Origin of the sequence: Citrobacter sp. On2M (genome assembly GCF_018035235.1) — a bacterium.
GTDB lineage: Bacteria > Pseudomonadota > Gammaproteobacteria > Enterobacterales > Enterobacteriaceae > Citrobacter > Citrobacter meridianamericanus.
Window position 1 is genome coordinate 447119 of the sequence record NZ_WPCV01000002.1, and the last position, 26037, is coordinate 473155.

At 52.9% G+C, this 26037-nt stretch carries 21 protein-coding genes and 1 riboswitch; of the genes, 8 read left to right on the plus strand and 13 right to left on the minus strand.

The window, feature by feature from the left end:
- Positions 1-49: 49 nt before the first annotated feature.
- From polB to araB, 4 genes are all read right to left on the minus strand, one after another.
- Positions 50-2401, minus strand: a complete 2352-nt coding sequence (gene polB / locus On2M_RS04355) for a DNA polymerase II (protein WP_210904425.1) — start codon at positions 2399-2401, stop codon at positions 50-52.
- Between the two features lie 91 nt (positions 2402-2492).
- Positions 2493-3188 carry an L-ribulose-5-phosphate 4-epimerase gene (gene araD, locus On2M_RS04360; RefSeq protein ID WP_151216723.1) on the minus strand — a complete coding sequence of 232 codons (696 nt, stop codon included), beginning with the start codon at positions 3186-3188 and terminating at the stop codon, positions 2493-2495.
- 97 nt (positions 3189-3285) lie between these two features.
- Complete coding sequence (gene araA / locus On2M_RS04365; RefSeq protein WP_151224542.1) at positions 3286-4788, minus strand: L-arabinose isomerase; 1503 nt, start codon at positions 4786-4788, stop codon at positions 3286-3288.
- A 10-nt stretch (positions 4789-4798) separates the two neighbouring features.
- Positions 4799-6508, minus strand: coding sequence for a ribulokinase (gene araB / locus On2M_RS04370; RefSeq protein ID WP_210904426.1), 1710 nt, complete (start codon positions 6506-6508; stop codon positions 4799-4801).
- Positions 6509-6848: 340 nt separating this feature from the next.
- On the opposite strand from araB, the gene araC reads away from it, so the two are divergent.
- Positions 6849-7694 carry an arabinose operon transcriptional regulator AraC gene (araC, locus tag On2M_RS04375; RefSeq protein ID WP_151216725.1) on the plus strand — a complete coding sequence of 282 codons (846 nt, stop codon included), beginning with the start codon at positions 6849-6851 and terminating at the stop codon, positions 7692-7694.
- Positions 7695-7813: 119 nt separating this feature from the next.
- Positions 7814-8581, plus strand: coding sequence for a DedA family protein (locus On2M_RS04380; protein ID WP_151224543.1), 768 nt, complete (start codon positions 7814-7816; stop codon positions 8579-8581).
- A 57-nt stretch (positions 8582-8638) separates the two neighbouring features.
- Here On2M_RS04380 and thiQ read toward each other — a convergent pair whose 3' ends face one another.
- The 4 genes from thiQ to sgrR form a co-directional block, all read right to left on the minus strand.
- Entirely contained in the window at positions 8639-9340 is a 702-nt protein-coding gene (thiQ, locus tag On2M_RS04385) for a thiamine ABC transporter ATP-binding protein ThiQ (RefSeq protein ID WP_187259108.1), read from the minus strand.
- The gene (gene thiP, locus On2M_RS04390) at positions 9324-10934 is read right to left on the minus strand and encodes a thiamine/thiamine pyrophosphate ABC transporter permease ThiP (RefSeq protein WP_210904427.1); all 1611 of its coding nucleotides are present in this window, start codon (positions 10932-10934) and stop codon (positions 9324-9326) included. The genes thiQ and thiP overlap by 17 nt, the downstream gene beginning before the upstream one ends.
- Positions 10910-11893, minus strand: coding sequence for a thiamine ABC transporter substrate binding subunit (thiB, locus tag On2M_RS04395; protein WP_210904428.1), 984 nt, complete (start codon positions 11891-11893; stop codon positions 10910-10912). Before thiB ends, thiP begins: the two co-directional genes overlap by 25 nt.
- 30 nt (positions 11894-11923) lie before the next feature.
- Positions 11924-12047: riboswitch (TPP riboswitch) on the minus strand.
- Positions 12048-12080: 33 nt separating this feature from the next.
- Positions 12081-13736, minus strand: a complete 1656-nt coding sequence (gene sgrR, locus On2M_RS04400) for an HTH-type transcriptional regulator SgrR (RefSeq protein ID WP_151224546.1) — start codon at positions 13734-13736, stop codon at positions 12081-12083.
- A 99-nt stretch (positions 13737-13835) separates the two neighbouring features.
- On the opposite strand from sgrR, the gene sgrT reads away from it, so the two are divergent.
- Positions 13836-13964 (plus strand): glucose uptake inhibitor SgrT, encoded by a 129-nt coding sequence (gene sgrT, locus On2M_RS04405; protein ID WP_003018817.1) that lies wholly within the window; start codon positions 13836-13838, stop codon positions 13962-13964.
- Between the two features lie 108 nt (positions 13965-14072).
- Positions 14073-15251 (plus strand): sugar efflux transporter, encoded by a 1179-nt coding sequence (locus On2M_RS04410; RefSeq protein ID WP_210904429.1) that lies wholly within the window; start codon positions 14073-14075, stop codon positions 15249-15251.
- A gap of 42 nt (positions 15252-15293) precedes the next feature.
- Here On2M_RS04410 and leuD read toward each other — a convergent pair whose 3' ends face one another.
- The 5 genes from leuD to leuL form a co-directional block, all read right to left on the minus strand.
- Positions 15294-15899: a 3-isopropylmalate dehydratase small subunit gene (leuD, locus tag On2M_RS04415; RefSeq protein ID WP_151224548.1), complete on the minus strand. Its 606-nt coding sequence runs from the start codon at positions 15897-15899 to the stop codon at positions 15294-15296.
- Positions 15900-15909: 10 nt separating this feature from the next.
- Complete coding sequence (gene leuC, locus On2M_RS04420) at positions 15910-17310, minus strand: 3-isopropylmalate dehydratase large subunit (protein WP_151216733.1); 1401 nt, start codon at positions 17308-17310, stop codon at positions 15910-15912.
- A 2-nt stretch (positions 17311-17312) separates the two neighbouring features.
- Complete coding sequence (gene leuB / locus On2M_RS04425) at positions 17313-18404, minus strand: 3-isopropylmalate dehydrogenase (protein ID WP_003845728.1); 1092 nt, start codon at positions 18402-18404, stop codon at positions 17313-17315.
- Positions 18404-19975, minus strand: coding sequence for a 2-isopropylmalate synthase (leuA, locus tag On2M_RS04430; protein WP_048212702.1), 1572 nt, complete (start codon positions 19973-19975; stop codon positions 18404-18406). The genes leuB and leuA overlap by 1 nt, the downstream gene beginning before the upstream one ends.
- Before the next feature lie 89 nt (positions 19976-20064).
- On the minus strand, positions 20065-20220 hold the full coding sequence (gene leuL / locus On2M_RS24400) for a leu operon leader peptide (RefSeq protein ID WP_348772783.1): 156 nt from the start codon (positions 20218-20220) through the stop codon (positions 20065-20067).
- Positions 20221-20808: 588 nt separating this feature from the next.
- Here leuL and leuO point away from each other — a divergent pair.
- From leuO to cra, 4 genes are all read left to right on the plus strand, one after another.
- The gene (gene leuO / locus On2M_RS04440) at positions 20809-21756 is read left to right on the plus strand and encodes a transcriptional regulator LeuO (RefSeq protein WP_151216734.1); all 948 of its coding nucleotides are present in this window, start codon (positions 20809-20811) and stop codon (positions 21754-21756) included.
- Positions 21757-22074: 318 nt separating this feature from the next.
- Complete coding sequence (ilvI, locus tag On2M_RS04445) at positions 22075-23799, plus strand: acetolactate synthase 3 large subunit (RefSeq protein WP_151216735.1); 1725 nt, start codon at positions 22075-22077, stop codon at positions 23797-23799.
- Between the two features lie 2 nt (positions 23800-23801).
- Entirely contained in the window at positions 23802-24293 is a 492-nt protein-coding gene (ilvN, locus tag On2M_RS04450; RefSeq protein WP_003829566.1) for an acetolactate synthase small subunit, read from the plus strand.
- Positions 24294-24473: 180 nt separating this feature from the next.
- Positions 24474-25478 (plus strand): catabolite repressor/activator, encoded by a 1005-nt coding sequence (cra, locus tag On2M_RS04455; RefSeq protein WP_200920802.1) that lies wholly within the window; start codon positions 24474-24476, stop codon positions 25476-25478.
- The last annotated feature ends 559 nt before the right edge of the window (positions 25479-26037 follow it).

Consider the following 26037-nt stretch of genomic DNA (forward strand, 5'->3'; position numbering starts at 1 on the left):
GGAATGGAAAGGGCGCTATGGTACTGGATGGCGACGGTTTCGTCACGCGTCAAAATAACCCCAGTTGCCCTGTAAGTAGTGTAGCAAAGTTATCATCGATAAAGGGAAGTATTCCCTCGGCAACTGGCTGGATCTGCCGGGTCAAATAGTGCTCATAGTCAAGAGCAGAAAGCTGATAATCCACGGGTTCTGGACCATTTATCGTCCAGACATATTTAATGGTACCGCGATTCTGATACTGCGGCGGACGTCCCAGCTTTACATTTTGCTCATCGGCGAGGCGCGCGGCGCGCACGTGTGGCGGCACATTGCGCTGGTATTCGCTTAACGGGCGACGCAGGCGTTTGCGATACACCAGTTGGTCGTCCAGTTCACCCGCCATCAGACGGTCGATAGTCTCGCGAATAAACTCCTGATAAGGTTGGTTACGAAAAATTCGTAGGTACAGCTCCTGCTGAAACTGTTGAGCCAGCGGCGTCCAGTCAGTTCGTACCGTTTCCAGGCCCTTAAACACCATGTGTTGCTCTGCGCCTGTCTGAATCATCCCGGCGTAGCGTTTTTTGCTACCGGTATCTGCGCCGCGAATGGTCGGCATCAGAAAGCGACAAAAATGGGTTTCAAATTCCAGCTCCAGCGCGCTGGTCAGTTTTTGCTGCTTCAGCGACTGCGCCCACCAGTCATTGACGTAACTCACCAGCTCCTGACCAATCCGGGCTGCATCATCCTCTGAGTGTGCTTTTTTAAGCCAGACAAAAGTGGAGTCGGTATCGCCATAGATGACATCGTAGCCCTGAGCTTCAATCAGCGCTTTGGTCTGACGCATGATCGCGTGGCCACGCATGGTGATGGACGAAGCCAGCCTCGGGTCGAAAAAGCGGCAGGCGGTGGTTCCCAGCACGCCGTAAAACGCGTTCATGATGATTTTCAGTGCCTGTGAGAGCGGCTTATTCCCGTGGCGTTTTGCTTCATCGCGCCCGTGCCAGATCTGGGTCACGATTTCTGGCAGGCAGTGCTTTTCGCGTGAGAACCAGGCGTCAAGGAACCCTTCGGTACTGTGCTCCCGATCCGGATGCGCCATCCCTTCGATAAGCCCCACCGGATCGATCAAGAAAGTACGAATAATTGACGGGTACAGGCTTTTGTAATCCAGCACCAGCACGGAATCGTACAGACCCGGGCGTGAGTCCATCACGTAACCGCCGGGGCTGGCGTGCGCAGGGATTTCACCCAGATTCGGTGCAACGTAGCCCGCCCGGTGCATTCGCGGCAGGTAGAGATGGCCAAACGCGGCGACTGAACCGCCGTGCCTGTCGACCGGCAAGCCGTTAACCGTTGAACGCTCCAGCAGAAATGGCATGATCTCGGTTTTATGAAAAATGCGGGTGACCAGTTCACAGTCTTTGAGATTGTAGGTGGCAAGCGCGGGCTTATCGTGGGCAAACCGGCGATCGATTTCGTCCATTCTGTCCCACGGGTTATCAATCGACTTCCCCTCACCCAGCAACTCTTGCGACACTGTTTCCAGTGAGAATGATGAGAAATTCCAGAATGCGGATTTGAGCGCCTCAATGCCGTCAATAATCAGACGACCTTTAGCCTGTGCGAAGAAGACGCCATTTTTGAAGCCATGCTCGCGCCACTCCAGTTCGCTGTTATCGCGGCCAAAACGCAGGGGAATGCGGTAACGCTCGGCATGTTTTTGCAAAACGCGAAGATCGAACTGCACCACGTTCCAGCCGATGATGACATCAGGATCGTGCCGGGTAAGCCAGTCATTGAGCTTCTCCAGTAACTGCGGGCGACTCGTCACATACTCAAGCTGAAAGTCGAGCGCGGAGGCATCGCCATTCGCCGGACCGAGCATATAAACAATTCGCTGCCCGCAGCCTTCAAGGCCGATGCAGTACAGTTCACCGTGGCGGGTGGTTTCGATATCCAGAGAGACCCACTTCAGCGGAGGCCGGTAATCTGCGTGCGGCTTCAGGCGAGCATTAACGATAGCGCCATTACGCAGGTCGCCATCCACCCAAACGGGAGAGGTGATAAAGCGCTCCATCAAATACCGCTCCGGCGGACGTACATCGGCCTCGTAGACCGTTACACCATTTTCGCGCAGCAGTTTTTCCAGTCGCATAAGCTGGCGATGTGAGTGGCAATACAGGCCAGAAACGGGCTGACGATGAAAGTCTTGCAGCTGAAGCGGCGTCAGGCGATAACCTTTTTCGGTACGTAACAGTGTGGTGACGCGGGGTGTCTGGTTGGTGGGGATAAAAGCGACCGACTCCTGCGGCGCAAGCGTGACCTGCAATGGCCCGCTGTCTGTTGCCAGCCAGAATGAAACCTCTGTCCCCTGCGGGGTATCCCGCCAGTGCCGGGTTAAGATAAAGCCTGCCTGCGCCACGCTGTGTATCCATTAAAAAACCAGGCATGATTATAGCCTGGTTCTGATAGATTTGCTGTGGTTTTATACAGTTGTCCTGTGCCGGCAGAGACTACTGTCCGTAATAGGCTTTTGCGCCGTGTTTGCGCAGGTAGTGTTTATCTAACAGGGTTTGCTGCATATCCGGCAACTGCGGCGCGAGCTGGCGGCAGAAAATCCCCATGTAGGCGACTTCTTCCAGCACGATGGCGTTGTGTACGGCATCTTCGGCATCTTTTCCCCAGGCGAACGGACCGTGAGAGTGCACCAGCACGCCTGGCATCTGCGAAGCATCAATGCCTTGTTGCTCAAAAGCTTCCACAATCACGTTACCGGTTTCCCACTCATATTCGCCGTTGATTTCTTCCTCGGTCATTTTCCGTGTGCAGGGAATCGTGCCGTAGAAATAGTCCGCATGAGTGGTCCCCGTGGCGGGAATAGACTGACCCGCCTGCGCCCAGATGGTTGCATGACGGGAATGGGTGTGAACAATGCCGCCAATGGTGGGGAAAGCCTGATACAGCAGGCGGTGCGTTGGGGTATCGGAGGAGGGCTTTTTATTACCTTCCACCACTTCACCGGTTGCAATACTGACAACGACCATATCGCCGGCAGTCATTACGCTGTAATCGACACCGGAGGGTTTAATCACAAACACGCCGCGCTCGCGATCGACAGCGCTAACGTTTCCCCAGGTCAGCGTCACCAGGTTGTGCTTTGGCAGCGCCAGATTCGCTTCCAGTACCTGACGTTTAAGATCTTCTAGCATGTTAACTCCTGAATACCGGATGGCGCTTCGCTTATCCGGCCTACGGTGATTTGTAGGCCCGGTAAATGAAATGCCACCGGGCAATCCGTTTCGACAATTAACGTTTGAACCCGTAATACACGTCGTTCCAGCGTAGCGAGTCTTTAAAGGCTGGCAGGCGGGTATCGTTGTCGATCACGGCGATCTCGATATCGTGCATTTCTGCGAACTGACGCATATCGTTCAGATCCAGCGCGTGACTGAAGACGGTGTGGTGCGCGCCGCCGGCAAGGATCCAGGCTTCAGATGCGGTCGGCAGATCGGGCTGAGCCTTCCACAATGCGTTGGCCACCGGCAGTTTCGGTAGGGAGTGCGGCGTTTGTACCGTATCGATGCAGTTAACCAGCAGGCGAAAACGATCGCCGAGATCGATCAGGCTGGCAACCACGGCCGGGCCGGTTTTGGTGTTGAAGATCAGACGGGCAGGATCATCTTTACCGCCAATACCGAGGTGCTGAACGTCGAGGATTGGTTTCTCTTCCACCGCGATGGACGGGCACACTTCCAGCATGTGAGAACCGAGTACCAGATCGTTGCCTTTCTCGAAGTGGTAGGTGTAATCCTCCATAAATGAGGTGCCGCCCTGCAGACCGGTTGACATCACCTTCATGATGCGAAGCAGAGCGGCGGTTTTCCAGTCGCCTTCGCCCGCAAAGCCGTAGCCTTGCTGCATCAGACGCTGTACGGCCAGACCCGGGAGCTGTTTCAGGCCGTGTAAATCTTCAAATGTGGTAGTGAAGGCGTGGAATCCTCCCTGTTCCAGGAAGCGCTTCATCCCCAGTTCAATACGTGCCGCTTCCAGTACGTTCTGACGTTTTTCACCGTGGACTTGTGTGGCCGCCGTCATGGTGTAGGTGCTTTCGTACTCGTCGATCAGCGCATTGATTTCGCCGTCGCTAATTGCGTTCACGACCTGTACCAGGTCGCCTACGGCCCAGGTGTTGACCGAGAAACCGAACTTGATCTGCGCGGCAACTTTATCGCCGTCAGTGACCGCAACTTCGCGCATGTTGTCGCCAAAACGGCAGACTTTCAGATGGCGAGTATCCTGTTTGGACACGGCCTGGCGCATCCAGGAGCCGATGCGTTCGTGCGCCTGTTTGTCCTGCCAATGACCGGTGACCACGGCGTGCTGCTGACGCATACGTGCGCCGATGAAGCCGAACTCACGGCCGCCGTGTGCGGTTTGGTTCAGGTTCATAAAGTCCATGTCAATGCTGTCCCACGGCAGGGCAGCGTTGAACTGGGTGTGGAACTGAAGTAGCGGTTTGTTGAGAATCGTCAGGCCGTTGATCCACATTTTCGCTGGCGAGAAGGTGTGGAGCCACACCACCATTCCTGCGCATTTGTCGTCGTAGTTGGCATCGCGACAGAGGTTGGTGATTTCATCCGGACGCGTGCCCAGCGGTTTTAATACCAGCTTACAGGGCAGTTTGGCTTCAGTATTCAGTGCGTTAACGACGTGCTCCGCATGTTGGGTTACCTGACGCAGGGTTTCAGGGCCATACAGATGCTGGCTACCAATCACAAACCACACTTCATAGTTATCAAAAATCGTCATTGTCGTGTCCTTAATGTGTCAGGGTTGCCAGGTCTACCGGGGCTTGTTGCGCCGGAGCGGCAGTCGGAAGGTATTGTTGTTCAGCGCTAATCGCCCACTGCTGGTAGCGGCGGTAAAGCTGTTCAAAACGTTGAGCCTGTTCTGGGCGAGGTTGCAGTGTGTTTTCCACGGCACTCGCCATTTTTTGCTGAGCGGCCGGGATATCGGCATGTACTTTCGCGGCAACGGCGGCGAAGATAGCCGCGCCGAGTGCGCAGCACTGGTCGGAGGCGACAATCTGTAGCGGACGGTTTAGCACGTCACAGCAGGCCTGCATGATGACCGGATTTTTACGGGCGATGCCGCCTAACGCCATCACGTTATTAACTGCAATGCCCTGTTCGGTGAAGCATTCCTGAATGGCACGCGCGCCAAAGGCCGTGGCGGCAATCAGCCCACCGAACAGCGCGGGTGCGTCGGTGGCCAGATTGAGATCGGTAATCACCCCTTTCAAACGCTGATTGGCATTGGGCGTACGGCGACCGTTAAACCAGTCGAGCACCACCGGCAGGTGATCCAGTGACGGATTTTTTGCCCAGGCTTCGGTGAGTGCTGGCAGCAGTTGTTTTTGGCTGGTTTTAATCTGGGTCTTAAGCTCCGGATGCTGCGCCGCAAGCTGCTCCAGCGGCCAGCTCAGCACGCGGCTAAACCAGGCATAGATATCGCCGAATGCGGACTGTCCCGCTTCGAGGCCAATAAAATCAGGCACTACGCTGCCATCAACCTGACCGCATATGCCTTTCACCGCGCGTTCGCCGACGCTGTGTTTGTCGGCAATCAGAATGTCGCAGGTCGACGTGCCGATGACTTTTACCAGCGTATTGGGCTGTGCGCCCGCGCCGACCGCCCCCATATGGCAGTCAAAAGCGCCGCCTGCAATCACCACGCTTTCCGGTAGCCCCAGACGCTGCGCCCACTCGGCGCACAAGGTGCCAACCGGCAGGTCGGCCGTGAAGGTATCGGTAAACATTGGGTATGGCAGATGGCGGTTAAGGATGGGGTCGAGTTCGTCAAAGAAACTGACTGGTGGTAGACCACCCCAGCTTTCATGCCACAGGGATTTGTGTCCGGCGCTGCAGCGTCCGCGGCGAATATCCTGTGGACGTACGGTATTGGAGAGCAGGGCCGGGACCCAGTCGCACAACTCAATCCACGAAACCGCGGCCTCTGCGACCGCGTCATCCTGGCGGGTCACATGCAGGATTTTGGCCCAGAACCATTCGCTGGAATAAATACCGCCGATATAGCGGGAGTAATCGATCTTGCCTGGCGTGTGGCACAGACGGGTAATCTCTTCCGCTTCTTCGACTGAGGTGTGATCTTTCCACAGGACAAACATTGCATTCGGGTTTTCAGCGAACTCCGGACGCAGCGCCAGTACGTTGCCCTCGGCATCGATAGGCGCCGGGGTTGAGCCGGTACTGTCAACGCCAATCCCGACCACTTCCGCGCGCTGTTCAACACTCAGTTCGGCCAACACGGTTTTCAGCGCCGTTTCCATTGACTCAATATAGTCGCGCGGATGATGGCGAAACTGGTTGTTCGGGCCGTCGCAATACAGACCTTCCTGCCAACGTGGGTACCACTCTACGCTGGTGGCGATTTCTTCACCGGTGGCACACTCCACTGCCAACGCGCGTACTGAATCACTACCAAAATCGAGGCCAATTGTTATCGCCATCGTCTTACTCCATCCAAAAATACGGGTATGGATAAACAGTAGTGACAAGGGATAAAAACCGTCAGGCAGGATCCGCTAATCTTATGGATTAAAATGCTGTGGCATCACAAAGTGTGACGCCGTGCAAATAATCAATGTGGACATTTCTGCCGTAGTTATAGACACTTTTGTTAGCCGGTTTTGACGTTGGCTTGGTACATATTTTTTCACAAAGTGCTTTTCACAAGCGGGGTTGATGGTCCATTACCGCAGACACAGCGGCCCGCAGGGGCGATGGTGATGATGTCTGGCGTAATATGGACAAATTGTTTCTTAGCAGAACATAGGGAGTATTGAAATTATGGCTGAAACGCAAAACGATCCCCTGCTGCCGGGCTATTCGTTTAACGCGCATTTGGTGGCTGGATTAACCCCCATTGAGGCGAACGGATACCTGGATTTTTTTATCGACAGGCCGTTGGGTATGAAGGGCTATATCCTCAATCTTACCATCCGTGGCGAAGGGGTTATCAATAATCAGGGTCAGCAGTTTGTCTGCCGTCCCGGGGATATTTTGCTGTTTCCTCCTGGAGAAATTCACCACTATGGACGACACCCCAACGCCAGTGAGTGGTATCACCAGTGGGTTTACTTTCGCCCGCGCGCCTACTGGCAGGAGTGGCTGACCTGGCCGGCCATTTTCGCCCAGACTGGCTTTTTTCGTCCGGACGAAGCGCATCAGCCGCATTTTAACGAACTGTTTGGGCAGATAATCAACGCCGGGCAGGGAGAAGGCCGCTATTCCGAGCTGCTGGCGATTAATTTACTGGAGCAGTTATTACTGCGACGTATGGAAGCCATTAATGAATCGCTGCACCCACCTATGGACAACCGCGTGCGCGATGCCTGCCAGTACATCAGCGATCACCTGGCGGACAGTAATTTTGATATTGCCAGCGTCGCACAACACGTCTGCCTGTCGCCTTCCCGTTTGTCGCATCTGTTCCGCCAACAGTTGGGCATCAGCGTATTAAGCTGGCGCGAGGATCAGCGTATCAGCCAGGCCAAGCTATTGTTAAGTACGACGCGTATGCCCATTGCTACGGTGGGTCGCAATGTTGGCTTCGACGACCAACTCTATTTCTCGCGCGTTTTCAAAAAATGTACCGGCGCCAGTCCGAGCGAGTTTCGCGCTGGATGTGAATAAAAAGTGAATGATGTGTCCTGAAAGTTGTCATAACTCGCAATCTATTCAGACAATTGATGGCTTGACGAAGTTGAGAAGGGTTAGCAGAATCCCTGCTTCGTAAATCTGACGGACACATTATGCAAGCATTGCTGGAACACTTTATTCTCCAGTCCGCCCTGTACTCTCTGATCGCCGTACTTTTGGTGGCCTTTCTGGAGTCGCTGGCGCTGGTTGGCCTGATTCTGCCCGGTACCGTGATGATGGCGGGGCTGGGGGCGCTGATTGGTAGTGGCGAACTGAACTTCTGGCATGCTTGGCTTGTGGGCATCATTGGTTGCTTATTGGGAGACTGGATCTCCTTCTGGCTGGGCTGGCGTTTTAAAAAGCCGCTGCACCGTTGGTCGTTCATGAAAAAGAACAAGGCGTTGCTGGATAAAACCGAGCACGCGCTGCATCAGCACAGCATGTTTACCATCCTGGTGGGGCGCTTTGTTGGCCCGACGCGGCCTTTGGTGCCGATGGTGGCGGGCATGCTGGATCTGCCTGTCGCGAAATTTATTGTGCCCAATATCATCGGCTGTGTGTTGTGGCCACCGTTCTATTTTCTGCCGGGTATCCTGGCGGGGGCAGCAATCGATATTCCTGCTGATATGCAGAGCGGGGATTTCAAATGGTTGCTGCTGGCGACGGCGCTGCTGCTGTGGGTAGGCGGTTGGTTTTGCTGGCGATTGTGGCGCAGCGGCAAAGCGGCTGTCGATCGCTTAACCGCGTATTTCCCCCGCAGCCGTTTGTTGTATCTGGCGCCGTTGACGCTCGGCATCGGCGTGGTTGCGTTGGTGGCGTTGCTGCGACATCCACTGATGCCGGTGTATATCGATATTCTGCGTAAAGTCGTGGGTTACTGACGAATCTTTTGCCGGATGGCGCTAATGCTTATCCGGCCTGGGAAATCTGCCAACTTGTCATCCGGTTTTAATGCCCAATAACGCTGAGGCGCTGGCCTGACCGCTTAATAACGCATCCGTTTTGCCCTGCCAGGCGATGCGCCCATCGGCGACCACTATTGAACGCGTCGCAATGCGCGCCGCATCTTCGACGCTGTGCGAAACCATCAGCAACGTAAGCTGCTTATCGCGACAGACCTCGGCCACCAGCGTTAACATCTCCTGGCGCAGCGCAGGGTCTAGTGCAGAAAAAGGTTCATCAAGCAGCAAAATGGGTTGTTCGCGTACCAGACAACGCGCCAGCGCCACGCGCTGTCGTTGCCCGCCGGAAAGCTCTCCGGGCAGTCGCTCCAGCAGTGAGTCAATTCCCATTTGCCGGGCGATGAAGTGCATTTTCTCCCGTTGCGATGCGTTCAGCTTCAATCCAGGATTAAGGCCCAGGCTGATATTTTGCTGCACGTTCAGATGACTGAACAGGTTGTTTTCCTGAAACAGCATCGAAACGGGGCGAAGAGAGGGCGGTGTGGTGGTGTGATCTTCACCTGCAATCATCATGGTGCCGCTGGCTGGCGTGAGAAAGCCGGCTATCAAATTCAGCAGCGTGCTTTTCCCGGCGCCGCTTGGCCCGAGTATCGCTACCTGCTCACCGCGCGCGATTGACAACGTAAAGCGCATTGGCAAATGGTGATAAAGCCATGTGATATCAATCAGTTTTAACATTTCGCCCCGGCAATTTCTCAATAACAGTAAACAGTGTAAAGCACAGGATCAGCAGCAATAGCGCCGTCACCGCGCCATCCTGACTGCGATAAGATCCAATCTGCTGATATAAATAAAACGGCAGGGTGCGGAAATCCTCGTTGCCAAATAACGCCACTACGCCAAAATCACCAATCGACAGCACACAGGCAAATGCCATCGCCTGCGCCAGCGGGCGCTTCAGGGCGCGAAGTTCAACCATTTTCAGGCGCGACCATCCCTCGATTCCTAACGACTGGCACAACATACTGTAACGCGCGGTCACGTCACGCATTGGGTTTTCCAGCACCTTCAATGCGTAGGGGATCGCCATGAGCGCATTGGTAAAAATGACAATGCCGTCAGCGGATTCGGGGAGCCCAACAGTATTATTGAGCAGCAGAAAGAAGCCTGTTGCCAGCACGATGCCTGGCATAGCGAGGATCATCATGCCGCTCAGCTCCAGCATTTGTCCTGCCAGCATCTGTTGGCGGGCACGCAGTTCACGACTACTCCATAACAGCATCATGGTGAGTATGACGCACAACGCACCTGCCGCCAGCGCGATGCGCAGTGAGGTTCCCAACGCCTGCCATAGTGCTGGCTGCGTAAGCACATCCAGTACCTGACGGTTAAGACCATCGACAATCACCGCCAGCAGCGGCGGTAGCAACAGCAGCAGGGCCAGAATAATCAGCAGCGAGTCGGCCAGACGGCTGTGCAGACGATCGTCGGGATCCCGCCATCCCTGAACCAGCGTGGTGCCGGGGGCGATGGTGCGGCTCAAACGTTGGCTGAGCAGCACCAGTGCCAGACAACAAATCATCTGGATCAACGCCAGCATGGCGGCGCGGGCGGGATCGTAATCAAAGTTCAGCGCCTGATAAATAGCCAGTTCGATAGTGGTGGCTTGCGGCCCGCCGCCCAGCGATAAAACGGTGGCAAAGCTGGCGAAACAGAGCATAAAGATGAGCGCTGCGACGGGAAGGATTTGCCGACGAAGCCACGGCCATTCAACAAAACGGAAGAAATGCCAGCCGCGCATCCCGAGTTGAGCGGCTAACTGTCGCTGTTCGCCGGGAATATTCTCCAGCGACTGCAACAGCAGACGGCTGGCCATTGGCAGATTGAAAAAGACGTGCGCCAGCAGAATGCCCTGCAAACCGTACGGCGAAAAAGTCCATTCCAGCCCTAAGGCATGCCAGAGTGAGGCCAACCAGCCCTGACGACCATAGACGCTAAGAATACCGAATACCGCGACCAGCACCGGCAGGATTAACGTCATGGCGCACAGGCGCAGCAGCGCCAGACGTCCTGGAAAACGGCGACGATAGAGCGCCCGGGCAAGGAAAATTGCCGGGACAACCGACAGCACAGCGGATAGAAAAGCCTGCCAGAAAGAAAAGCGCACCACATGCCACAGGTAGTCATCTTGCCACAGCGAGAACCACTCTCCCTGCGGGGCGTTAAACCACAGCGCCAGAAACGCGGCCAGGGCCACGGTCACCATCAGCGTGGCGGCGGTAAGCCCTGGAACCAGCCAGCCGGGAATTAACGGCTGACGGCGCGTTGCCATTCGCTAATCCATGCCTGACGTTGAGCCGCAACCTGCTGCGGGGTAAATTCGAGCGCAGTGGCTGGTTTTTCCAATTGCTCAAATCCTGACGGTAGGGCGACCTGCGTCACCGGATACATCCAGTTGCCGGTTGGAATCGCATTCTGGAATGCCGGAGACACCATAAACTTGAGGAACTTCTCGGCCAGTTCCGGCTGCTTGCTGCCCGCAGTACGCGCGGCGACTTCCACCTGCAAATAATGGCCTTCGCTAAAGTTAGCGGCGGCGTAGTTGTCTTTTTTCTCGGCGATGATGTGATAAGCCGGAGAGGTGGTATAGCTGAGTACCAGATCGCTTTCACCTTTCAGGAACAGGCCGTAGGCTTCACTCCAGCCCTTGGTGACGGTGACGGTTTTTGCCGCCAGTTTCTGCCAGGCCTCTGGCGCTTTATCGCCATAGACTTTCTGCATCCATAGCAGCAGACCCAGCCCCGGCGTACTGGTACGCGGATCTTGATAAATGACGCGCCATTTTTGGTCGCTTTCAACCAGTTCCTTCAGGCTTTTAGGCGGATTCGTCAGCTTGTTTTTATCATAAACGAAGGCGAAATAACCGTAGTCAAACGGAACGAAGGTATCGTTTTTCCAGCCACCGGGCACGTTAACGGCGTCACTTGCTACGCCACTTTTGGCGAACAGGTTAGTTTGTGTAGCGGCTTCCAGAAGATTGTTATCCAGGCCCAGCACAACGTCGGCTTTGCTGTTTTTTCCTTCCATGCGCAGGCGGTTAAGCAGCGAAACGCCATCTTCCAGCGCGACCAGTTTCAATTCACAGTTGCAGTCAGCTTCAAACGCTTTTTTGATTGTCGGACCCGGCCCCCAGTCAGCAGCGAACGAGTCGTAGGTATAGACGGTCAGTACAGGTTTGGCGAAGACAGGCGCTGCGCACAGCAGTAAAAGCGGAAGACATTTTTTAAACACTTTGCACCTCAAGAGTTGGGTGGCAAAGGACTTGAGATAAGCCTCAAATCCCTTCGCCGGCATTATCCGGATCAGGTTCGACGGGTATCTCTCAGCCCATACGCAGATCGAATGATTTTGTGTATGTTTTTATTTAGCACCCCGTTGAGAACGGCGTTAGTGTAATGATTTTGTTGCTTAGCAGCAATTAAGGATCCGGCGGAGCAAACCACGCCGATTTAAAATCAAACCAGCCGAGAGTATTCATACGCAGTCCGCGCATACTGCGCTGCCCCTGAATGATCAGCCAGTGGTGGATTAACGGCACAATGGCCTTTGTGGCGAGCAGCTGTTGGCACCATGCAGCCAGGCTCATTTCGCCCGTTCGCCAGCGGGCCGCATCGTTTTCCCAGTCACGCGAGATACAGTTTTGCAGTAACGGGACTTCGCACAAATGGGCGAACAGTGAGAAGTCGAGCGGTAGGGTAAAGTTGGCGCTGTTAAGCCAGATATCGCTGACGATTTCTCCTGCATGCCATTGATCGTAGTCGATCTCCTGAATAGTCAACTGCACCTGATGCTGCGCCAGCAACGTCTTCATGATCTGCGCAATAATCCGATGTTCGATGTGATCGCGATAGTAGGTGATCGTCAGCGTTTCCAGCCCGGCGGGTTTTTCACCATGGCCGGGTTTTGCGTGATGCCAGCGGGGGAGTAAACCATACGCGGGAAACCACAGTCGCTGGTACTGTTCGTCGGCGTGGCAGATTAAATTGGTCGGCGAGAGAATGCGGCTTACCCATTCGCGGACCTCCTGGTTAGCTCCACGGTGGCTACGCGCATCAAACAGCAGGTAGTAGCAACCTTCTTCGAGGCGGCTTTCGATCGCCTTTTCATCCTCGGTGGGACCTTGTAGCGTCAAACCGCCGCCTGGCTCTTCGCCGATGTCAGGTAATACCCAAACGTTAACTTCGTCGATCAGGGCCCGGTAGCCAAAGTAATCATCAAATGCATGAATTTTCAGTTGGTTATTGGTGTTTCGTATTACCGCATACGGACCGGTACCAATCGGGTGACTGGAGAAGTTGTTTAGCGTTTCCCATTCTCGCGGCAGGATCATGGCGGGGACCTGCCCCAATAGCCAGGGAAGCCAGCGGTCTGGCTGGGCCAGATGGATATCCAGCGTCCAGGCCGTGGGAGAGACGATCTGCGTGATGTGTGAGTACAGCGGCAGGCTGTTAATGCGCATCAGTGAGGCGATAACATCTGCCATTTCCAGTTCGCGGCCATGATGAAAATGGATCCCCGGACGCAGGAAGAATCGCCAGTGTAAAGGTGAAATTTGCTGCCAGTGATGGGCAATGTCCGCTTCCAGTTCCCCATTTTCCTCATTTACCCGAATTAAGGCGCTGAAGATTTGCCGGGCGATATGGGTTTCGGAGCGGCGTAATGCCGTGCCGGGCAGCAGGTTGTGCATGGGGCGATAATAGAGAACGCGCATGATATGCCGACCCTGGCGAAAGCTGCGACCCAGATGGGAGACCAGCATTTGCCGTACGGCCGTTTTGTCACCGACCAGTTGCACCAGTTGATCGATGCGATCCTGTTCCAGTAGGTCTTCCGCGCGCTGCTGCTGGAGCGCCAGCCCGGTATAGAGGAATGTCAGTCGCGAGCGTTTACCTCGTCCAACTTCAGCTTCCCACGTTAACCAGCCGCGATCTTGCATGGTATTAAGCAGCGTACGCATATGGCGGCGCGAGCAGCTTAGCAGTTCCGCCAGCTCGTTCAGCGTCGTGTCTTGCGTTTTGCCGTCACAGCATTGCCACAGACGGATGAACTGTTGTTGCAAACGACCAGAAGACATAAAAGGGGAACTCCTGCGGAAAACTCAGCAATTTTATAATCCCTATATTAAGCCAATAATAGATTCCGATGAAGCGATGAGACAACGAAGGGGTCATCTATGCGTCAGTTCTGGTTGAAGTACTTTACCACGACAGAAAAATCGTCCTGGTTGGCTTGCCTGAGCGCACCGCAGCGCTTAAAGATGCTCGAAGAGCTGATGCAGTGGGAGATGACATCTGACTCCTGAATTGGAAATTGCAGACATCATGTGTGACTGAGTATTGGTGTTAATCGCCGCGCCAGCAGGTATTATCTGCTGGCTTTTTTCGTTTCAGCTGCGCTTAAAAGGAAAGATATGCTCTGGATTATGACCATGGGACGGCGCCTCAACGGCGTTTACGCGGCATTTATGCTGGTCGCTTTTATGATGGGCGTGGCGGGGGCATTGCAGGCACCCACTCTGAGTCTGTTCCTGAGCCGTGAAGTCGGAGTGCAGCCATTTTGGGTCGGGCTGTTTTATACCGTCAATGCGATTGTCGGGATCGTCGTCAGCCTTGGCCTCGCGAAACGATCCGACAGCCAGGGCGATCGGCGTAAGCTGATCATGTTCTGCTGCCTGATGGCGATTGGCAACGCGCTGCTGTTTGCCTTCAATCGCCATTATCTCACGTTGATCACCTGTGGTGTGCTGTTGGCCTCGCTGGCGAATACAGCCATGCCGCAGTTGTTTGCGTTGGCGAGGGAATATGCGGATAACTCCGCGCGTGAAGTAGTGATGTTTAGTTCGGTGATGCGTGCGCAGCTTTCGCTGGCCTGGGTGATCGGACCGCCGCTGGCCTTCATGCTGGCGCTGAATTACGGCTTCACGGCAATGTTTTCTATTGCCGCAGGGATTTTTGCCATTAGCCTGGTGCTGATTGCGCTGATTCTGCCGTCTGTCGCTCGGGTGGAGCAGCCCGTTGACGTGCCGTTGGAACAAACCGGCGGTTGGCAGGACAAAAATGTGCGTATGCTATTTGTTGCCTCCACGCTGATGTGGACCTGCAACACCATGTACATCATCGATATGCCGCTGTGGATAAGCCTTGAGCTGGGTTTGCCGGACAAGCTGGCCGGGATCCTGATGGGGACGGCGGCCGGGCTGGAAATTCCGGCGATGATTCTGGCGGGCTACTACGTGAAGCGCTTTGGTAAACGGCGAATGATGATCGCCGCCGTCTCGGCAGGTGTGCTGTTTTACCTTGGGCTGATCTTCTTTCATAGCCGGACAGCACTGCTGGTGCTGCAACTGTTTAACGCGATCTTCATCGGCATTATTGCCGGGATAGGCATGCTGTGGTTTCAGGATCTAATGCCCGGACGTGCGGGTTCAGCGACCACATTATTTACCAACAGTATTTCGACCGGCGTCATCCTCGCGGGGGTGATTCAGGGTGCTGTTGCGCAAAGTTACGGGCATTTTGCCGTTTATTGGGTGATTGCGGCGATTTCTATGGTCACGCTTATGATGACCGGGCGGGTGAAGGACGTGTAATGACGTTGCCGGATGCAATATGCGCATCCGGCATAACAAGGTCTAGCGCATAAACGCCGGCTGCTTGTCTTCGTACTCAGTGATGGCCGCTTCATGCTGCAGCGTCAGCCCGATGCTGTCGAGACCATTCAGCATGCAATGACGGCGGAAGTCGTCGATTTTAAAGCGATAGGACTTCTCGCCCGCTTTCACTTCCTGCGTCTGGAGATCCACTTCAAATTTAATCCCCGGATTGGCTTTTACCAGATCGAACAGTTCATCAACCTGCGCATCGCTCAGGGTGACCGGCAGCAGTTGGTTATTGAAGCTGTTGCCGTAGAAGATGTCGGCGAAGCTTGGGGCGATCACCACTTTAAAGCCATAATCGGTCAGCGCCCACGGCGCATGTTCGCGAGATGAGCCGCAGCCAAAGTTTTCCCGCGCGAGCAGAATTGACGCACCTTTATATTCCGGGAAGTTCAGCACGAAGTCAGGATTAGGTTGTTGGCCTTTTTCGTCCAGAAAACGCCAGTCGTTGAACAGATGAGCGCCAAAACCGGTGCGGGTAACCTTCTGCAAAAACTGTTTGGGAATAATAGCGTCGGTATCAACGTTGGCGGCATCCAGTGGGACAACCAGGCCGGTATGCTGGGTAAATTTCTCTGCCATGGTAGTTTCCTTATTTGATGCTGCGAATGTCGGCAAAATGACCAGTAACGGCGGCAGCGGCGGCCATGGCCGGGCTGACTAAGTGTGTGCGACCACCGCGGCCCTGACGGCCTTCAAAGTTGCGGTTGCTGGTGGAGGCACAGCGCTCGCCTGGGTTCAGGCGGTCATTGTTCATCGCCAGACACATCGAGCAGCCCGGTAAACGCCATTCAAACCCAGCTTCGATGAAGATCTTGTCCAGACCCTCCGCTTCCGCCTGCGCTTTCACCGGACCAGAACCCGGCACTACCAGCGCCTGTACGCCCGGCGCGACTTTGCGCCCTTTGGCGATTTCTGCCGCTGCGCGTAAATCTTCAATACGCGAGTTGGTGCAGGAACCGATGAACACTTTATCAATAGCGACTTCTGTTAAGGGAATGCCCGGTTTTAATCCCATGTAAGCCAACGCTTTCTCAGCCGATGCGCGCTCTACCGGATCGGCAAATGACGCCGGGTCGGGAATATTATCGTTCACTGAGATGACCTGACCCGGATTCGTTCCCCAGGTAACCTGCGGCGCAATCTCTTCTGCCTGCAGGGTGACGACGGTATCAAAGGTTGCGTTGTCGTCGGTTTTCAGTGTGTTCCAGTACTCAACCGCGTGGGTAAAATCTTCGCCCTTCGGAGCGTGTAAACGCCCTTGCACATAGTTAAAGGTGGTTTCATCCGGTGCGACCAGACCCGCTTTGGCACCCATTTCAATGGCCATGTTACACAGGGTCATTCGGCCTTCCATACTCAACGCGCGGATGGCTTCGCCACAAAACTCAACCACGTGTCCAGTACCGCCTGCGCTACCGGTTTTACCGATAATCGCCAGCACGATATCTTTGGCAGTAATGCCTGGGGCTGCTTTGCCATTGACTTCAATCTTCATGGTTTTAGCGCGCCCTTGTTTCAGGGTTTGCGTCGCCAGCACGTGTTCAACTTCAGATGTGCCAATACCAAAGGCCAACGCGCCAAACGCGCCGTGTGTAGCGGTGTGGGAATCGCCGCAGACGATGGTCATTCCCGGCAACGTCACGCCTTGTTCAGGCCCCATTACATGGACGATCCCCTGATACGGATGGTTCAGATCGTACAATTCGACACCAAATTCATTGCAGTTTTTGATCAATTCCTGCATCTGAATACGCGCCATTTCGCCGGAGGCGTTAATGTCTTTGGTCTGTGTGGAGACGTTGTGGTCCATGGTGGCAAAGGTTTTACCTGGCTGGCGAACTTGACGTCCATGCGCGCGCAGCCCATCAAATGCCTGCGGAGAGGTCACTTCATGCACCAGATGTCTGTCGATATACAACAGCGGGGTTTCGTTTTGCGCCTCATAGACGACGTGCGCATCAAACAATTTTTCGTATAACGTTTTGGCCATGATTACACCCCTTCTGCGACATAACGGGCAATAATGTCACCCATTTCATCGGTACCGACGGCGGCAGCGCCACGGGCTAAGTCACCGGTGCGAATACCTTCTTCTAATGCGCGGTTGATGGCGCTCTCAATTGCGGTTGCCGCATCATTGGCGTCCAGGCTGTAGCGCAGCAGCAGCGCCAGTGACAGGATTTGCGCGATCGGGTTGGCAATGTTTTTTCCGGCGATGTCCGGGGCGGAGCCGCCAGCGGGCTCGTACAGGCCAAAACCCTGATCATTCAGGCTGGCGGACGGTAACATGCCCATTGAACCGGTGATCATGGCGCACTCGTCAGACAGAATATCTCCAAACAGGTTGGAACACAGCAGCACGTCGAACTGCGAGGGATCTTTGATCAACTGCATTGTCGCGTTGTCGATGTACATATGCGCCAGTTCAACGTCCGGATATTCATTCGCAATTTCATTGACGATTTCGCGCCACAGAATCGATGTTTGCAGTACGTTTGCTTTATCAATCGACGTGACTTTACGGCGACGCTGGCGAGCGGATTCAAACGCGATACGCGCAATACGTTCGATCTCGAAACGGTGATAAACCTCGGTATCAAACGCTTTTTCATGCTGTCCGCTGCCTTCGCGGCCTTTTGGCTGACCGAAGTAGATCCCGCCGGTCAGTTCGCGCACGCACAGGATGTCGAAACCGTTGGCGGCAATATCTGCACGCAGAGGGCAAAATGCTTCCAGTCCCTGGTACAGCTTAGCCGGACGCAGGTTGCTGAATAATTTAAAGTGCTTACGCAATGGCAGCAGCGCGCCGCGTTCAGGTTGCTGGTTTGGCGGCAGGTTTTCCCATTTCGGGCCGCCAACGGAGCCAAACAAAATGGCGTCAGCTTGCTCACAGCCTTCAACCGTCGCAGGCGGCAGCGGCTGGCCGTGGTTATCAATGGCCGCACCACCCACGTCGTAGTGGCTGGTGGTAATGCGCATGTTAAAACGGTTGCGGATTGCGTCCAGTACCTTCAAGGCTTGCGCCATCACTTCCGGGCCAATACCGTCACCCGGCAAAACAGCAATATGATAATTCTTCGACATCACACGGTTTCCTTGTTGTTCTCGTTGTTCTGAGCTTTGCGTTGCAATTCTTTTTCGACTTCTTCAGCGCGCCAGATGTTGTTCAGCACATGAACCATCGCTTTTGCGGAAGATTCGACGATATCCGTTGCCAGACCGACGCCATGGAAGCGACGACCGTTATAGTTGGCAACGATATCCACCTGACCCAGCGCATCTTTACCGTGCCCTTTGGCGGTCAGACTGTATTTCACCAGTTCGATGTTATATTCGGTGACACGGTTGATGGCCTGATAGATGGCATCGACTGGACCGTTACCGTTCGCCGCTTCGGCTTTAACTTCTTCACCGCAGGCCAGTTTGACGGAGGCGGTGGCGATGTCATTTGAGCCGGACTGCACGCTGAAGTAATCCAGACGGAAATGCTCTGGCTCTTCTTGCTGTTTGTTAATAAAGGCCAGCGCTTCCAGGTCGTAATCAAATACCTGACCTTTTTTATCCGCCAGTTTCAGGAAAGCGTCGTACAGGTTGTCCAGGTTGTATTCATTTTCTTTATATCCCATCTCGTCCATACGGTGTTTTACCGCAGCGCGTCCGGAACGAGAGGTCAGGTTCAACTGTACCTGGTTCAGGCCGATGGATTCAGGGGTCATGATTTCGTAGTTTTCACGATTTTTCAGCACACCATCCTGATGGATACCAGAAGAGTGGGCAAACGCGCCGCTACCAACAATCGCTTTGTTGGCCGGGATAGGCATGTTGCAGATTTGGCTGACTAACTGACTGGTACGCCAGATTTCCTGGTGATTAATGCGGGTCTGTACGTTCAAAATATCTTTGCGTACTTTGATTGCCATGATCACCTCTTCCAGTGAGCAGTTACCGGCGCGTTCGCCGATACCGTTCATTGCGCCTTCCACCTGGCGAGCACCTGCGTGAACGGCTGCCAGTGCGTTGCCAACGCCCAGACCTAAATCATCATGGGTGTGCACGGAGATAATGGCTTTATCGATATTCGGTACGCGCTCATACAGGCCGGAAATAATTCCGCCAAACTCAAATGGCATGGTGTAACCGACGGTATCGGGGATATTGATGGTTTTTGCACCTGCGTTAATCGCGGCTTCTACCACGCGGGCCAGATCGGCGATAGGAGTACGTCCCGCATCTTCACATGAGAACTCCACGTCATCCGTATAATTACGCGCACGCTTAACCATGTAGATTGCTCGTTCGATCACTTCATCCAATGTGCTGCGTAATTTCGTCGCGATATGCATCGGTGAGGTGGCGATAAACGTATGAATACGAAAAGCTTCTGCGACCTTCAGCGATTCCGCGGCAACGTCGATATCTTTTTCTACGCAGCGGGCTAAGGCGCACACGCGGCTGTTCTTAACCTGACGAGCGATGGTTTGTACGGATTCAAAGTCACCTGGAGAAGAAACCGGGAAACCCACTTCCATCACGTCAACGCCCATACGCTCGAGGGCCAGCGCAATCTGCAGTTTTTCTTTTACACTCAGGCTCGCCTGTAACGCCTGTTCACCGTCGCGTAAGGTGGTATCGAAAATAATGACTTGCTGGCTCATGGTTTTGGTCCTTGGTCTTTAGGGCGCCTTGCTTCGAGCATAAAAAAACCCGCGCAACGGCGCGGGTTTTTGTCTTAACTGGAGCTGACTTAATGCTGAATGTCGTCCACCAGTCTACCGCGCAATGAAGATGCGTTTAGTAGTAGTAGACCGTTAAAACGAGCAATGTAAGTCATCAATCTGGCTCCAGGCGAATGCGATATGCTTTTAGTGGTACTGGATATGAGGTCTGATGTCAACCCCATGCCTCGTAAATGCCCTGCTTAAGGGATAAAGTTTCAACAAAACTTAAGCGAATTGTGCTGAATTTTTCTGGGTATATAAAATTAATTCACTGAGGGCTGAACACAGTTTTCACGGTTTGACATATTTGAGCATACTTATTTGCATTTATTGTAACGATGAACTAGAGATATCATCCCGATTGGGATTTTATATCTTTATGATTTATCTGTTTTTATAGTAACTATGAATGGGTATGACCAGTGTACCACCCCAAAATTGATAAATTAATGTTAACTTTTAATGTATTAATAATATAAACATTTAATTAAAACTTAAATACGTATTCATGAAGCGTATGATTGTTTATTCGCCATGCTTATGGTTATATTGCTTTTGAAATTTAAACATATGAATCATCGCGCAATGACTTCTTCCGCGCGGCGTTTGTAGTGTTTTTTTGCACATTCAGATTTGTGCCTTTATGTTTTCCTAATTTTAATGTTTTCTCTTTTTCTCATTTTATATGCATGGTAAATCATATTAACGGAGGTTATTTCTTCACTCCGTCTGGGATTAAAAGGGAGTTTAGAGTGACAGTGGAGTTAAATATGCCAGAAGTAAAAATAATAGATAAACCAAATCTTATAGAGATGGGGAAGCCACAGCTTCGCATGGTTGATCTAAATTTATTAACCGTCTTTGATGCGGTGATGCAGGAACAAAACATTACTCGTGCTGCCCATTCGTTGGGGATGTCGCAACCTGCAGTCAGTAATGCGGTTGCGCGCCTGAAGGTCATGTTCAACGATGAACTTTTTGTGCGTTATGGTCGCGGGATCCAGCCGACTGCCAGGGCCTTCCAGCTATTTGGTTCCGTTCGCCAGGCGTTGCAATTAGTACAGAACGAACTGCCAGGTTCGGGCTTTGAACCTGGCAGCAGCGAGCGTGTATTCAATCTTTGCGTATGCAGTCCGTTAGATAATATCCTTACTTCGATGATTTATAATCGGGTTGAACAAGTCGCGCCAAACATTAATGTCGTATTTAAATCTTCGCTCAACCAGAATACAGAACATCAATTACGTTATCAGGAAACTGAGTTTGTTATTAGCTATGAAGACTTCCGTCGTCCGGAATTCACCAGTATTCCGTTATTCAATGACGAAATGGTGTTAGTGGCGAGCAAAAAGCATCCGCGCATTAGTGGTCCGCTGCTGGAAAGCGATCTCTATAATGAACAGCATGCCGTGGTTTCGCTCGATCGCTTCGCTTCATTCAGTCAACCGTGGTACGACACCCCGGATAAACAATCCTGCGTGGCCTATCAGGGCATGGCATTAATTAGCGTTCTTAATATTGTATCGCAAACGCATCTGGTCTCTATAGCGCCACGTTGGTTGGCAGAGGAATTTGCCGATTCTTTAGAGCTGCAGGTATTGCCTTTACCTTTAAAATTGAACAGCCGCACATGTTATCTTTCCTGGCATGAAGCTGCGGGGCGCGATAAAGGGCATCAATGGATGGAAGAACTGTTAGTCTCTGTCTGTAAACAGTAGCCACTGGCAGAATAAACTGGATAGCTCATCTGGTTTATTCTGCTTTTCGATTTATATCTGAAATTTTATGCTGAACTCTGGTTTTTATGCTTACCTGAAAGTATAAAAAAATAGACTAATTGCTGTAAGTCCCCCTTTTTAAGCGATTATTTATCATATCAATTGCTTATGCTGGTTTAATTCTCCATATATTCGATTCTTTCCTTCATTTTATTCTTATTTACTCCGGTGTCACCCCTTCGGAGTCAATTGCCATGCGTCATCGTCAGCGGTTAATGTGTTGTTAAACCGTTATTCATTATAAGAGTGAGGCAAGCCATGGAGATGTTGTCTGGAGCCGAGATGGTCGTCCGATCGCTCATCGATCAGGGTGTGAAGCAGGTATTCGGTTATCCCGGGGGGGCCGTCCTCGATATTTATGATGCGTTGCATACAGTCGGCGGTATTGATCATGTGCTGGTTCGTCATGAGCAAGCCGCAGTACATATGGCTGATGGTTTGGCGCGTGCCACGGGAGAGGTGGGCGTCGTTTTAGTCACTTCCGGACCGGGGGCAACCAATGCGATCACCGGTATTGCAACAGCCTATATGGATTCCATTCCGTTGGTGATCCTCTCCGGGCAGGTCGCTACTTCACTGATTGGTTACGATGCCTTTCAGGAGTGTGACATGGTGGGCATATCCCGTCCGGTGGTAAAGCACAGCTTTCTGGTTAAACAAACGGAAGACATCCCGCAGGTGCTGAAAAAAGCCTTCTGGCTGGCGGCAAGCGGTCGTCCGGGACCTGTGGTGGTGGATTTACCGAAAGATATTCTGAATCCCGCGAAGAAACTGCCTTACAGCTGGCCAGAGTCAGTGAGTATGCGTTCGTATAATCCGACGACGACCGGGCACAAAGGACAGATAAAACGGGCTTTGCAGACGCTGGTCGCAGCGAAGAAACCGGTTGTGTATGTGGGAGGCGGGGCGGTGAATGCTGCCTGCCACGAACAGCTGAGGCAGATGGCTGAAGCACTTAATCTGCCAGTTGTCTCCTCGCTAATGGGCTTAGGTGCGTTCCCGGCAACGCATCGCCAGGCGCTGGGCATGTTGGGTATGCATGGTACTTACGAAGCCAATATGACCATGCATCATTCCGATGTGATCTTTGCCGTCGGCGTTCGCTTCGATGATCGCACGACCAATAACCTGGCAAAATATTGCCCGAATGCGACCGTGCTGCATATCGACATCGATCCGACCTCTATTTCAAAAACTGTCACGGCAGATATTCCGATTGTGGGCGATGCTCGCCTGGTGTTGGATCAGATGCTTGAACTGCTGGAGCAGGAGAAGTCGCTGCAGCCGCTGGATGATAACCGTGACTGGTGGCAACACATCGAGCACTGGCGTGCCCGTCAATGCCTGAAATACGACACGCAAAGCGAAAGTATTAAACCGCAGGCGGTGATCGAAACCATCTGGCGCCTGACGAAAGGGGATGCGTATGTGACCTCTGACGTTGGCCAGCATCAGATGTTTGCCGCACTATACTATCCGTTTGATAAACCGCGGCGCTGGATCAACTCAGGCGGCCTCGGCACCATGGGATTTGGTTTGCCCGCGGCGTTAGGCGTGAAAATGGCGCTGCCGGATGAAACGGTGGTCTGCGTCACCGGAGATGGCAGCATTCAGATGAACATTCAGGAGCTGTCGACGGCGCTGCAATATGAGCTGCCTGTGCTGGTACTCAACCTTAACAACCGTTATCTCGGCATGGTCAAACAGTGGCAGGACATGATCTATTCTGGGCGTCATTCCCAATCTTACATGCAGTCGCTACCCGATTTTGTGCGCCTGGCTGAGGCTTATGGGCATATCGGTATCCAGATTAATCGGCCTGATGAACTGGAGAGCAAGCTGGGCGAAGCGCTGGAACATGTGCGTAACCACCGTCTGGTGTTTGTCGATGTTACCGTCGACGGTAGTGAACATGTCTACCCGATGCAGATTCGTGGAGGCGGGATGGATGAAATGTGGTTAAGCAAAACGGAGAGGACCTGATTATGCGCCGGATATTATCAGTATTGCTGGAAAACGAGTCGGGTGCATTATCGCGTGTTATTGGCCTCTTCGCCCAGCGTGGATACAACATTGAAAGCCTGACCGTCGCGCCGACTGACGATCCGACCTTATCGCGGATGACGATCCAGACGGTTGGAGATGAGAAAGTCCTGGAGCAGATCGAAAAGCAGCTTCACAAACTGGTGGACGTTTTGCGCGTCAGCGAACTGGGGCAGGGTGCTCACGTTGAACGAGAAATTATGCTGGTGAAAATTCAGGCCAGCGGTTATGGCCGGGAAGAGGTGAAACGCAACACGGAGATTTTCCGCGGGCAAATTATCGACGTTACGCCGTCTATCTACACCGTACAACTGGCGGGCACCAGCGATAAGCTGGATGCGTTTCTGGCAACGCTGCGTGAAGTCGCTAAAATTGTGGAAGTCGCTCGTTCCGGCGTGGTGGGGCTTTCCCGCGGCGATAAAATCATGCGCTAATCATGATCGGGTTCTTAATTCGCAAGCCCAACGACTCAGGTTGGGCTTTTTTTTGCGAAATCAGCGGTAACCAGAGACAAAAGCGGTTGCCGGAGTCATTATTCTGCGCTTAGATGTTAATAAATTTAACCCATGCCATCTCAAAGGTTATGGTTTGTACATTTTACGCAAGGGGCAATTGTGAAACTGGATGAAATCGCTCGGTTGGCCGGCGTTTCGCGAACGACTGCAAGCTACGTTATTAACGGTAAAGCAAAGCAATATCGCGTAAGCGACAAAACGGTTGAAAAAGTCATGGCGGTGGTGCGCGAGCATAATTACCACCCTAATGCCGTGGCGGCCGGGCTGCGTGCTGGACGCACACGTTCTATTGGGCTTGTGATCCCGGATCTCGAGAACACGAGCTATACCCGGATCGCAAACTATCTGGAGCGTCAGGCGCGTCAGCGCGGATATCAATTGCTGATTGCCTGCTCTGAAGATCAGCCGGATAACGAAATGCGCTGTATTGAGCATCTTTTACAACGCCAGGTTGATGCCATTATCGTGTCGACCTCCTTGCCGCCTGAACATCCGTTCTATCAGCGTTGGGCGAACAGTTCATTCCCAATTGTGGCGCTGGACCGCGCGCTGGATCGCGAACACTTTACCAGCGTCGTGGGCGCAGACCAGGATGATGCGGAAATGTTGGCGGAGGAACTGCGTAAATTCCCTGCTGAAACCGTGCTCTATCTGGGGGCGCTCCCTGAATTATCCGTCAGTTTCCTGCGCGAACAGGGTTTCCGTACCGCGTGGAAGGACGATCCGCGTAAAGTGCATTTCCTGTATGCCAACAGCTACGAGCGGGAAGCGGCCGCGCAATTGTTTGATAAATGGCTGGAAACGCATCCCATGCCTCAGGCGCTGTTTACCACGTCGTTTGCCCTGCTGCAGGGAGTGATGGATGTGACCCTGCGTCGCGATGGTCAATTACCGTCTGATTTAGCGATTGCGACGTTTGGCGATCACGAACTGCTCGACTTCCTGCAGTGCCCGGTATTGGCGGTGGCGCAGCGCCATCGTGATGTTGCAGAACGCGTGCTGGAGATTGTATTGGCAAGTCTTGACGAGCCACGTAAACCAAAACCAGGTTTAACGCGTATACGGCGTAATCTGTACCGTCGCGGTATTCTCAGCCGTAACTAAGTCCTCTCTATTGATGACGTCGGCAGGATATCTCTGGCGTCATCAAATTTTCCATTATCAGAAATAACCGCATTATAATTAAGAATATTCTTTAGAATTATCTTAATTTCATCTTAAATAATGGCGAATTAAAAAAGCAACTAACCATTTTCGGGTTATTGATACGTAACTGCGCGTTACGGTTGTATTATTTTGTTACATGCTTGTATGGAATTGACGAATTAACAAACACTTCGCTGCCGTACTGCGACAATCTCGCCCCTGCCTCACTCCTGTGCGGTGTACAGACTGATTAACTGGTACTGTTATCTCGCTGCATATTGTCCTAAAATGCCGCTCGCGTCGCAAACTGACACTTTATATTTTCTTCTGATGATATTCAGTTGTTTTAAACAATGATGAGTTGTTGGATTTTTTTCTTACAAATATTCATGACGTTAATTTGCTTCGTTTGCTGTACGGAATTTGCTCAACGCAGATATTAGCCGTAAACAATGGGTTTTTTGCTCCGCTAAGCGCCGTGACTTGCTTGACAAGGTTTTCCTCCGCTCCGTAAACT